The following is a 10,282-nucleotide window of genomic DNA, read 5'->3' as shown; positions in this document are numbered from 1 at the left end:
GCGCGTTGACTCGTTAAAGATGCCCGTTTGGTTCCTTCGTTGCCTCATTTGAAAGTGCCCGCGTAGGGCATGTCGTTGCGGTCGGTTGGGGTGGGGCTGGGCTACCGCCGAATGATGGAGTTGACGTTGGCGCAGCGCACTGCCGTGACGAGGGTGATTGCGGTCCGCTACCGGCGGGCAGGCAAGGCCGAGAAGGTAAGAATTCTTGACGAGTTGTGTGCGACAACGGGGTGGCATCGTGATCATGCGCGTAAGGCGTTGCGGCTCGCGCGGCGCCCGCAGCTGGTGAGTACGCGGCGGCCGCGTCCACCGAAATATGGGCCGAAAGCGGTTGCCGCGCTGGTGTTGTGCTGGTCGGTGTTGGGGATGCCGGCAGGGAAGAGGCTGGCGCCGATGCTGGGTGAGTTGGTGTCGGTGCTGCGTCGGTACGGCGAGTTGGACATTGACGAGGACACCGCGACGCTGCTGGCCGATATGTCTGCGGCCACCATCGATCGCCGTTTGGCCCCGGAGCGCAAGAAGTATCTGGCCAGGGGACGCTCACGTACGAAGCCGGGCACGCTGCTCAAAAGCCAGATCCCGGTGCGGACGTGGGCCGACTGGGACGACGCGGTCCCGGGTTTCGTCGAGATCGACCTGGTCAGCCATGACGGTGGCCACGCGGTGGGCGAGCATGTCTGGACGCTGACGGTCACCGACATCGCCACGGGCTGGACCGAGAACCGCAGCGTGCCCAACAAGGCCCGTAAATGGGTCATGGCCGCCCTCGACGACATCACCGCGGTGATGCCCTTCCCGATCCGCGGCATCGACTCCGACAACGGCTCGGAGTTCATCAACTTCCACCTGCTCGACTGGTGTGAGAAGCACCAGATCACCTTCACTCGCTCGCGAGTCGGCAACAAGAACGACGGCTGCCACGTCGAGCAGAAAAACTGGACCACTGTGCGCACCCTTGTCGGCTACCACCGCTACGACACACCCGCAGAACTAGTGCTACTCAACAAGATCTGGACACGGCAATCCTTACTGAGCAACTACTTCTGCCCCCAGCAAAAGCTTGTCTACAAAGCCCGCGACGGCGCGAAAGTCATCAAGAAGTACGACACCGCAGCCACCCCGCAGCAGCGTGCACAGGCACATCCGAACCTTCCGACGACCGCGAAAGCGGACCTGACGCGCACCTACCTCGACATAAATCCCGCCGCCTTGCAACGCCACATTCAGGCCCTCATCAACGAGCTAGTCACCTTGACCGTCACCAAGGCCGGACCCAAGCGCAAAGCCCCACCCAAGCCGGCATCAGCAAACGACGCGACGAACCAGCTCACGCGGGCATCCGGCATTTGAGGCAACGAATACCGTCGCGGGCATATTGACATGAGGCAACAGGAGGGCACACTTTGTGCCCGCCTCACAGCGACAACGGCTTCTCGAAGGGCCAGCACGCGACGGTGGATCCGATAGTCGGTCGAACGCGGAATGTAGCCCGGGCCGTATCGGCCGCGCCCGAGTCGATGCACTCGACCCTGCTCGATCTCCCACCGCAACGCGTCGGCGATGGCTTTCGATGGCCGACCCTGAACGCGGAAACCAAGGTGGCGAACGCCGTCGATCAACTCGGCAACAGTGGCCGGACCCCGGTTCGCCAAGTGGAAGGCGAGCACGTAACGGCAGCTCAATCCGTCGAAGGTAGGGCGGATTCATTGCCGAAACATCGCACGCGGGTACGACATTTGACCAAGATTGTCGCTCAGAGGTGGGCACATCGGGCACCGCCTCTCCGAGAGGCGGGTGTGACTCGCTAGGTGAGCGCTGCCGCGATTCGGCCCCACTGCTCGCGCGGATAGGCCTTCGGGTCGCTCAGCAACACCTGGATGCACACGTGATCGGCGCCGGCCGAACGATGCTCGGAGACCCTACGCAGGATTGCGCCCTCGTCGCCCCAAGCGATGATCGCGTCGAAAAGGCGCGGGCTCACCTGTGCCAGATCGTCTTCGGAGAAGCCGGAACGGAGCAGATTGTTGGCGTAGTTCGGCAAAGCCAAATACGAACGCAGCCAGTCGGTTCCGATAGCGCGTGCTTCGTCGGCGCTGTCGGTGAGAATCACGGTCTGCTCTGGCAGCAGCAAGGGTCCGTCGCCCAGAGTCCCACGGGCCACTGCGGTGTGCTCGGGGGTGACGAGGTAGGGGTGTGCCCCGGCGGCACGTCTCGCCGACAGCGACAGCATTTTCGGGCCGAGCGCCGCCAGCACGCGTCGATCGGCGGGAACCGGTTGCGGCGCGGCGTCCAATTCGTCCAAGAATGACGCCGTCGCCGCCAGCGGTTTGCGGTATCGCCCGGCCTCGCCGGCATCGATCAGCGGCGCGTGGCTGACCCCGATACCGAGCAGGAAACGATCGCCGTGGGCGGCAGTCAGTTCTGCGTACGACGCAGCGACGTCGCTCGGCGTATGCATCCAGAGATTTAGGATCCCGGTGGCGACCGTGGTTTGCTTGGTCGCGGCGAGCAGGTTGCCCACCGCGTCGAAGACCGCCCCGCCAACGTCGGGTATCCACAGTGCCCGGAACCCCAATTCGTCCAATTCCGCTGCTGCGTCCGCGGATTCAGCAGGGTTGCCGTAGCGAAGCTGGCTACTCCAGATCCCGATACCGGTGAGGTGCATCGACGGTGATTCCTCTCGTGGCGGGCGGCCGCGGTTGATGTCTTAGGGGCATCGTCTCAGATGCTTACGTCGGGGTAGTCGGGTACTGCCATCGAGTCGTGCATTCGGACGCCCTTGGTGTTCAACCTTGCGACGGCCCTGGTGAATGGCGCGGGCAGCGACGAGACTAACTGCGCACCACGGGTGACGGCCCATACCCCCGCGCTGGAGCCGGGAAGGAGGGTCTTGGCGGTGCCTCGGGCGAAGACCCGGCTACGACTGACCTTCTCGGCCATCTCCTGCTGGTAGGCGGCGAATGCGCGCAGATGGTCTCCGCGAGCCGCGATGAGCTCGCCGGCCAGCACGTACGCCCCGATGACCGCCAGGCTGGTGCTGCCACCCACCGCGGGCCCGGGGCAGTATCCGGCATCGCCGACGAGGGTAGCTCGCCCGCGTGACCAGATATCCAGTGAGAGTTGGCTGATCGAGTCGAAATAGAAGGTGGGCGCGTGGTCGACTTCGGCCAGCCAGTGGTCTGCCTGCGCAGCCAACCCGGCGAGCGCGTCGCGCAGTAATTCCTTCTGCCGCACTGTGTCTCGGTAGTGGTAGTCCAGCTCAGTCTTGCTCCGAAACATGAACAGTGCCCGGGCGTCGTCAAGATGCTGCGCGGTGTAGATGCCCGCCATCCGGCCAACACCGGCGTGAATGATCATCTCGCCCTCGGGTGCAAGCGATTTGGGCACCGACACCACCGCGAGGTATCCGCCAATGAACCGCGTGAGCCCGGCCTCGTCACCGAACACCAGACGCCGGACATTCGAGTGCAGCCCGTCGGCTCCGACGATGACGTCGAACCTGCGCGTCGCCGCATGTTCGAATGTCACCTCGCCGTCGGGGGCGATGGCCGTGATCGAGTCGCCGAACACATACTCGATGTGCTCGCGGCCGGCGTCGTAATAGACCTCGCTGAGATCGTCGCGCATGATCTCGACGTGCCGGTCGGATGCTGCGCCCACAATCTTGGTGAGGTCGACTCGTGCCGGACGACTCCTGCCCTCGCGGTACAGCGTCAGCCGATCCGTTCCGGTGGCAAGCGATTCGATGTGCGGCAGGACGCCCATCCTCGCCGAAATCTCCATCGACGGACGGAACAAGTCCACGGCGTGGCCGCCGGTCTTTCGCAGCGCCGGGGCGCGCTCGACGACGGTGACGTCGAAACGGCCGCGTGCGAGCCAATAAGCCAGCACCGGTCCGGCGATGCTGGCACCCGAGATAAGGATCCGCATCAGACCTCCCAACGGCCTGCCCGTCTCGTATCTTCGTCGGGCTAGAGTCCGAGGTTATGCGATTCGGATTTTTCATCCCGCAAGGCTGGCGTTTGGATCTGGTCGGCATCGACGTCGAGCGGCACTGGGCGGTGATGCGCGATCTGGCTGCCTACGCCGACGACAGTGCCTGGGACTCGGTATGGGTCTACGACCACTTCCACACCGTGCCGATGCCGACCGGCGAAGCCACCCACGAGGCATGGTCGCTGATGTCGGCGTATGCGGCGACGACGTCACGGGTCAAGCTCGGCCAGATGTGCACGGCGATGAGCTACCGCAATCCCGCCTACCTCGCCAAAGTCGCCGCGACCGCCGACATCATCTCCGGTGGCCGCATCCAGATGGGCATCGGCGGTGGCTGGTATGAACACGAGTGGCGGGCATACGGTTACGGGTTTCCATCGGCCGGTGAGCGACTGGGACGCCTCGACGAGGGCGTCCAGATCATGCGCGAAGCCTGGCGGGACGGAAAAGTCAGCTTTGCCGGTAAGCACTATCAGGTCGACGGCGCAATCGTGGCACCGACACCGTTGCAGGACAACGGGATTCCGCTGTGGATCGCCGGCGGCGGCGAGCAGAAGACGCTGCGGATCGCGGCGAGGTATGCGCAGTACACCAACTTCACCGGTGAGCCGGCCGGGTTCGCCCACAAGTCCGACGTGCTCGCCGGTCACTGCCGCGACGTCGGCACCGATTTCGAAGGCATCGTTCGTTCGGTCAACGTCAACGCGATCGTGGACACCTCGGAGAAGAACGTCGACGACCGCGTGCAACGCATCCGCGATCGCCTAGTCGGCTACGTCCCGGAATCGGCCGCGGACGCGATGCTCGCCGGAACCAGCGGGCCGGATTCGGCTACCGGCACCACGGAGCAGGTGGTCGAGCGGCTGCAGAAGCTACGCGATCTCGGTTGTGAATACGTGATCTGCTACTTCCCCGAGGCCGCCTACGACCGTTCCGGTGTCGAACTCTTTGAGCGCGAGGTAATCCCGGCGCTGAGTTAGACGTCGCTGGCGATGTACCTGACCTTGACCGGGGGAGCAGCCAGCAGCGGCGGAAGCTGTGTGATCTTGCCCTCGCCGGCGCGAAAGGCGCGGTAGGCCTCGTCGGCTTCGACCGTCTCCCAGAGTTCGTAGATCAGCCAATGCGCCTCGTCGTCCTCATCGAAGAGCACATCGGTTCGCACGTTGCCGTCGAACGCACGGGTGTCCTGCAAAACCCGGCCCATCAGCTCGCGGCCCGCGGCGACCTCGTCGGGCTTGAATCTGAGTTCCAGCGTCACCGTGACCGTCATCGTCATCTCCTCGTGTCGTCAGGTCGTGCTACTCACCGGGAGCACACTGTTGAACCTACGGTCGACCCATTTGACGAAATCGGGCGCCTCCGGAATCTGTTCCGCGGTCGCGAATAGGTCGGCGAGCCGTTGCTCGGCGGCCACCACCTTGTCATCCAGCGGCACCGGCAACCGCCGGATCCGGCTCTGGGCCAGCGCGGAGATGGTGACGTTCAAACCTACGGCGGCTGAATACTTCTCGGCCCACTGCTCAGGGTTGGCCCGCGCCCACTGGGCCGCTCGTTCGTATCGGACCAGCAGATCGGACAACGCCGAATTGCGTTTCGGATCGGTCAGTGCCTTCACCGACGCGCTGCCGAACTGGTAGCCGTTGTCCGCGGACCCGATACTGCGCACCTTCAGCGTCAGATTGGCTTGCGCCGTATAGGGATCCCAGATCACCCAGGCGTCGCCCTGTCCGTTGGCGAACGCCGACAGCGCGTCGGCGGGCTGCAGAAACACCAGCTTGACGTCTTTGGGCTTGAGCCCTGCATCGGCGAGGTGCTCGAGCACGTTGGCGTGGGCGGCGCTGCCCTTGGCCACCAGGATGGTCTTGCCCGTCAGATCGTGGACCGTCGCGATCGGCGAATTGGTGCGCACCAGAATCTGCTCACCGAGGCCTGCGCCGTCCCAGGCGGAAACCACCCGGGTCTTCGAGTTGGCCGCCGCGCCGAAGACCGGCGGTGTGTTGCCGGTGATCGCGAAATCGATGCGGCCCGCGTTCAACGCCTCGATCTCCGGCGGGCCCGAAGTGAACGTGGAGAATTCGACGCGATATGGCAGGCCGTCCAAGGCGTGGGCGGCGCGCAGCAGCGCTTCGGTGCCGCCCTTCTGGTCGCCGACGTGCAGGGTCAGCCCGGACAGCTCTGCGGTCGGCACGGCCGCCGGCACCCCGATGGGCTGCGGCCCCTGGGATTGGGAGACGCACGCCGCCACGGCGGCGGTCAGTACCAGGACGATGCCGAGGTGAAAGGCAGTGCGCTGGATAGCCTTAGCTGTCAATGCCGAACGCCGAGCTTGTCGAGTAGGTCGGTGCGGTATTGGTCGTGCTCGGCAGTGCGCTCCGACGGCGCGGGCCGCGGAGATTCGATGGTGATGGAGTGGGCGACGCGGCCACGCTCGAGGACCAGCACCCGGTCGGCCAATTCGATCGCCTCGTCCACGTCATGGGTGACCAGCAGGACGCCGAACCCGTGCCTGCGCCACAGGTCGAGCAGCAACGCCCGCATGGACAGCCGGGTGAGCGCGTCCAGTGCGCCGAACGGTTCGTCGAGCAGCAGCAACTGCGGTTCGGCCACCAGTGCGCGCGCCAGCGAAACCCGTTGCGCCTGACCGCCGGACAGTGTCAGCGGCCACGACTGGGCGTGATCGGTAAGACCGATCTCAGCCAGGGCCAGCTCGCTGCGGGCCCGGGCCGCCTCGCGGGATAGCGTGGTGCGGTTCAGTCCGTACTGCACGTTGGTCAGCACGTCGCGCCACGGGAACAGCCGCGGCTCCTGAAAGGCGACAGCAGGAGCGCCGCTGACCTCTCGGTTGCCGGCGTGGTCGTCGGAAAGCCCCGCCAGCACTCGTAACACGGTCGACTTGCCACATCCGCTGCGACCGACCAGCGCGACGATCTCGTTCGCCCGGACCTCCAGCGAGATGTTATCGAGGATGCGCCGATCGCCGTAGAACTTGTTGACGTTGCTGAGCTTGCCGACAACGGTGGTTTGCCGGCCGGAGGTGATAGTCATGCGCGGTACCTCAGGGCTCGATGTTCCAGGGCTCGGACGCCGGCGTCGGTGGCGATGCCCAGCAACGCGTAGACGGCCAGGCAGAAGATGATGATGTCGATCCGCAGAAAGTCGCGCGCGTTGTTGATCAAGAAGCCAATGCCCTTGTCCGCGTTGATCTGTTCTGCGACGATCAGCGTCAGCCACGCGATGGCCAACGACTGCCGAAGTCCGACCAGCACCTGTGGCGCCGCGCTCGGCAGCAGGATGATACGCAGTCGTTGCCAGAGTGAAAAGCCAAGAACATCAGCGGTTTCCAGCAGCTTGGCGTCGACTTGCCGGATCGCGGAGAAGGTATTGAGGTACAGCGGGAAAGCAACCCCGAGCGCGACGAGATTCACTTTGGCCAGTTCGCCGATACCGAACCAGAGGATGAACAGCGGAATCAATCCCAGGTGCGGCAGCGCGCGCAACATCTGCAGGGGCGGATCGACGGTGGCCTCAACCCACGGCGACAGCCCGACGGCCACACCCAGGGCGACCCCGACGAGGCCGCCGAGCAGCAGGCCCTCGACGACGCGCAGCCCGGATACCTCGAGCGCCTCGACCAGCTTCCCGTTCTCGATCAGTTGCAGCCCGGCATCGACGATCAGCTGCGGTGCCGGCAGGACGTCACCGGGAATGAGCCCGGTGGCGCTGAACAGTTGCCACAACACGACGAGCAGCGCCGGCGACAACCACCGCAGAATGCTCCACCGGTGGGTAGCCCAAATACTGCCGACCGTCGGCGTCGCCGCGGCATCGGCGACCGTCTGGGCAGAACCACTCACCATTGCGAAAACGGTGGCAGACGTGGCCGTCGCGCTGAAGGGTTTGACTCCGCGTGAAGGGAAAACCGCTCCGGATCGGGCGCCGCGAACGACAATGAGAATGCGGTTTCCGCTTTTGCGGAACGCTGTTGTACGGTTTGGTGAGCGCATTATCACCAGCGGCGGCTGACGGAGGATCTCTCGATGCAGAAGGCAATCGACCCCACCATCTCTACCTGGCCCAATGACAACCCGCAGTTGATCGGCAGCCGATGCGGCGACTGCGCTGCCACCACCTTCCCGGTGCAGGAGCTCTGTCCTCGGTGCAGCGGTTCGTCGATGTCAGAGCACTTGCTGCCGCGCAGCGGAACCCTGGTCGCGTGGACGACACAGGGCTTTCCGCCCGGGGCCCCGTACGCCGGTCCCACCGGTGACGACTTCGTGCCGTTCGGGGTGGGCTTGGTTCAGCTCGATGACGTGATCCGCGTCGAGGGCCGGCTGACCGAAAACGATCCGGCCAAGTTGCAGTTCGGACAGCAGGTCGAGCTCACCATGATCCCGTTCACCACCGACGCGGACGGCAACGAGATCGTCACCTTCGCGTTCCAGCCGGTCTAGCGGCGATCGCGAGCGCGGCGGAGCCGCGTGAAGCGGGTCGCCACTATTTATCTAGAAGGAGTCCGACATGACTAGTGATGTGGCCATCATCGGTGTGGGTCTGCACCCCTTCGGCAGGTTCGAGAAGACCGCGATGCAGATGGGTGCCGAAGCCATCCAGTTCGCGTTGAAAGATGCCGGGGTCGGCTGGAAAGACATCCAGTTCGGCTTCGGTGGCAGCCACGAGGTGTCCAACCCCGATGCGGTGACCCGGCTGGTCGGGCTGACGGGCATCACGTTCACCAACGTGTTCAATGCGTGCGCCACCGCGGCCAGTGCCATTCAGCAGACTGCCGACACCATCCGGTTGGGTAAGTACGACATCGGCATCGCGATCGGGCTGGACAAGCACCCGCGCGGCGCGTTCACCGACGACCCGGCCAAGCTGGCGCTGCCGCAGTGGTATGCGCAAAACGGGCAGTTCGTCACCACCAAGTTCTTCGGCATGAAGGCCAACAGGTACCTCCACGACCACAACATCTCTCAGGCCACGCTGGCCAAGGTCGCCGCCAAGAACTTCCGCAACGGGGCACTGAACCCGAATGCGTTCCGCCGCAAGCCGATTCCCGAGGACCAGATCCTCAACTCGGCCGTGCTGAACTACCCGCTGACGCAATACATGTTCTGCGCACCCGACGAGGGCGCCGCGGCCGTGATCATGTGCCGCGCCGACATCGCACACAAGTACACCGACAAACCTGTCTACGTGCGCGCGACTGAGATCCGTACCCGTACCTACGGCGCGTACGAGGTGCACGCCACGTTCGCCCCGCTGGATGAGGACGCGTCGCCCACCGTCTACGCGGCCAAGGCCGCCTATGAGGCCGCGGGCATCGGGCCCGAGGATGTCGATGTCGCCCAGCTGCAGGACACCGACGCCGGCAACGAGGTCATCCACATGGCCGAGACCGGCCTATGCGCCGACGGCGAGCAGGAGAAGCTGGTCGCCGACGGCGCCACCGAGATCCACGGCTCGATTCCGGTCAACACCGACGGCGGGCTGATCGCCAACGGCGAGCCGATCGGTGCGTCGGGCCTGCGTCAGGTGCATGAGCTGGTCCGCCAGCTGCGAGGCGAGGCGGGCGAGCGTCAGGTGCCCGGCAACCCGCGCGTCGGATTGGCGCAGGTGTACGGCGCACCCGGGACCGCGTCGGCGACCATCCTGTCGCTCTAACTGCGCTCGCTAAATCGCCGGTCCCAGTAGGTCGTCGGCGTCGCGGATGACATAGCCGTAGCCCTGCTCGGCGAGAAAGCGCTGTCGGTGCGCGGCGTACTCGGCGTCCTGGCTGTCGCGGGCCACCACCGAATAGAAGATCGCGCCGCCGCCGTCGGCCTTGGGCCGCAGCAGCCGGCCGAGTCGCTGCGCCTCCTCCTGGCGTGAGCCGAATGTGCCCGAAACCTGCACTGCAACAGAAGCTTCCGGCAGATCGATGGAGAAGTTCGCCACCTTGGACACCACCAGGGTGCTCACCTCGCCGCGGCGGAACGAGTCATACAACGCCTCGCGCTCGGCGTTCTTGGTCGATCCCTGGATCACCGGGGCGCCCAGCACGCTGCCCAGTTCCTCGAGCTGATCGAGGTAGGCGCCGATCACCAGGGTCGGCTCGTTAGGGTGGCGGCTGAGGATCGATTTGACCACCGCGATCTTGGAATGCGCAGTCGAGCACAGCTTGTAGCGATCTTCGGGCTCGGCAGTCGCGTACATCATCCGCTCGCTGTCGGTCATCGTGACCCGCACCTCGACGCATTCCGCCGGGGCGATCCAGCCCTGGGCTTCGATGTCTTTCCACGGTGCG

Annotated in this window: 11 protein-coding genes; 4 read left to right on the top strand and 7 right to left on the bottom strand. The window is 65.0% G+C overall.

Annotated features, from left to right (window positions below):
* Positions 1–114 precede the first annotated feature (114 nt).
* Positions 115–1,350, top strand: a complete 1,236-nt coding sequence (locus VGG53_RS05350) for a transposase family protein (protein WP_331516949.1) — start codon at positions 115–117, stop codon at positions 1,348–1,350.
* A 454-nt stretch (positions 1,351–1,804) separates the two neighbouring features.
* Here the strand turns inward: VGG53_RS05350 and VGG53_RS05340 are convergent, their stop codons facing one another.
* Positions 1,805–2,665, bottom strand: coding sequence for an LLM class F420-dependent oxidoreductase (locus VGG53_RS05340; protein WP_331516947.1), 861 nt, complete (start codon positions 2,663–2,665; stop codon positions 1,805–1,807).
* Positions 2,666–2,721: 56 nt separating this feature from the next.
* On the bottom strand, positions 2,722–3,930 hold the full coding sequence (locus VGG53_RS05335; protein ID WP_331516946.1) for an FAD-dependent monooxygenase: 1,209 nt from the start codon (positions 3,928–3,930) through the stop codon (positions 2,722–2,724).
* Positions 3,931–3,986: 56 nt separating this feature from the next.
* Here VGG53_RS05335 and VGG53_RS05330 point away from each other — a divergent pair, with 56 nt between their 5' ends.
* Positions 3,987–4,976 (top strand): LLM class F420-dependent oxidoreductase, encoded by a 990-nt coding sequence (locus VGG53_RS05330; RefSeq protein WP_331516945.1) that lies wholly within the window; start codon positions 3,987–3,989, stop codon positions 4,974–4,976.
* On the opposite strand, the gene VGG53_RS05325 is transcribed toward VGG53_RS05330, so the two are convergent.
* Genes VGG53_RS05325 through VGG53_RS05310 form a run of 4 tightly spaced genes read right to left on the bottom strand, consistent with a single transcriptional unit; the run spans position 4,973 to position 7,853 of the window.
* On the bottom strand, positions 4,973–5,266 hold the full coding sequence (locus tag VGG53_RS05325; RefSeq protein WP_331516944.1) for a putative quinol monooxygenase: 294 nt from the start codon (positions 5,264–5,266) through the stop codon (positions 4,973–4,975). The two genes, VGG53_RS05330 and VGG53_RS05325, sit on opposite strands and share 4 nt — an antisense overlap.
* 18 nt (positions 5,267–5,284) lie before the next feature.
* Positions 5,285–6,307, bottom strand: a complete 1,023-nt coding sequence (locus VGG53_RS05320; protein WP_414688889.1) for an ABC transporter substrate-binding protein — start codon at positions 6,305–6,307, stop codon at positions 5,285–5,287.
* Positions 6,304–7,041 carry an ABC transporter ATP-binding protein gene (locus VGG53_RS05315; RefSeq protein WP_331516943.1) on the bottom strand — a complete coding sequence of 246 codons (738 nt, stop codon included), beginning with the start codon at positions 7,039–7,041 and terminating at the stop codon, positions 6,304–6,306. The genes VGG53_RS05320 and VGG53_RS05315 overlap by 4 nt, the downstream gene beginning before the upstream one ends.
* Complete coding sequence (locus VGG53_RS05310) at positions 7,038–7,853, bottom strand: ABC transporter permease (RefSeq protein ID WP_331516942.1); 816 nt, start codon at positions 7,851–7,853, stop codon at positions 7,038–7,040. Before VGG53_RS05310 ends, VGG53_RS05315 begins: the two co-directional genes overlap by 4 nt.
* A 180-nt stretch (positions 7,854–8,033) precedes the next feature.
* Between VGG53_RS05310 and VGG53_RS05305 the strand changes: the two genes are divergently transcribed.
* Both VGG53_RS05305 and VGG53_RS05300 read left to right on the top strand, forming a co-directional pair.
* Positions 8,034–8,447 carry a Zn-ribbon domain-containing OB-fold protein gene (locus VGG53_RS05305; protein WP_331516941.1) on the top strand — a complete coding sequence of 138 codons (414 nt, stop codon included), beginning with the start codon at positions 8,034–8,036 and terminating at the stop codon, positions 8,445–8,447.
* A 67-nt stretch (positions 8,448–8,514) separates the two neighbouring features.
* Positions 8,515–9,660 carry a thiolase family protein gene (locus VGG53_RS05300; protein ID WP_331516940.1) on the top strand — a complete coding sequence of 382 codons (1,146 nt, stop codon included), beginning with the start codon at positions 8,515–8,517 and terminating at the stop codon, positions 9,658–9,660.
* A 9-nt stretch (positions 9,661–9,669) separates the two neighbouring features.
* On the opposite strand, the gene VGG53_RS05295 is transcribed toward VGG53_RS05300, so the two are convergent.
* A partial coding sequence (locus VGG53_RS05295; protein WP_331516939.1) for a helicase-related protein occupies positions 9,670–10,282 on the bottom strand: 613 nt, incomplete at its 5' end.

It is taken from the genome of Mycobacterium sp. (assembly GCF_036490025.1).
Lineage (GTDB): Bacteria > Actinomycetota > Actinomycetes > Mycobacteriales > Mycobacteriaceae > Mycobacterium.
This window is presented reverse-complemented; position numbering and strand designations above follow the sequence as displayed.

Excerpts from the sequence above, each read along its gene's own strand:
- VGG53_RS05350 (WP_331516949.1), top strand. The coding sequence starts at position 115 with ATGGAGTTGACGTTGGCGCAGCGCACTGCCGTGACGAGGGTGATTGCG.
- VGG53_RS05340 (WP_331516947.1), bottom strand. The coding sequence starts at position 2,665 with ATGCACCTCACCGGTATCGGGATCTGGAGTAGCCAGCTTCGCTACGGC.
- VGG53_RS05335 (WP_331516946.1), bottom strand. The coding sequence starts at position 3,930 with ATGCGGATCCTTATCTCGGGTGCCAGCATCGCCGGACCGGTGCTGGCT.
- VGG53_RS05330 (WP_331516945.1), top strand. The coding sequence starts at position 3,987 with ATGCGATTCGGATTTTTCATCCCGCAAGGCTGGCGTTTGGATCTGGTC.
- VGG53_RS05325 (WP_331516944.1), bottom strand. The coding sequence starts at position 5,266 with ATGACGGTCACGGTGACGCTGGAACTCAGATTCAAGCCCGACGAGGTC.
- VGG53_RS05315 (WP_331516943.1), bottom strand. The coding sequence starts at position 7,041 with ATGACTATCACCTCCGGCCGGCAAACCACCGTTGTCGGCAAGCTCAGC.
- VGG53_RS05310 (WP_331516942.1), bottom strand. The coding sequence starts at position 7,853 with ATGGTGAGTGGTTCTGCCCAGACGGTCGCCGATGCCGCGGCGACGCCG.
- VGG53_RS05305 (WP_331516941.1), top strand. The coding sequence starts at position 8,034 with ATGCAGAAGGCAATCGACCCCACCATCTCTACCTGGCCCAATGACAAC.
- VGG53_RS05300 (WP_331516940.1), top strand. The coding sequence starts at position 8,515 with ATGACTAGTGATGTGGCCATCATCGGTGTGGGTCTGCACCCCTTCGGC.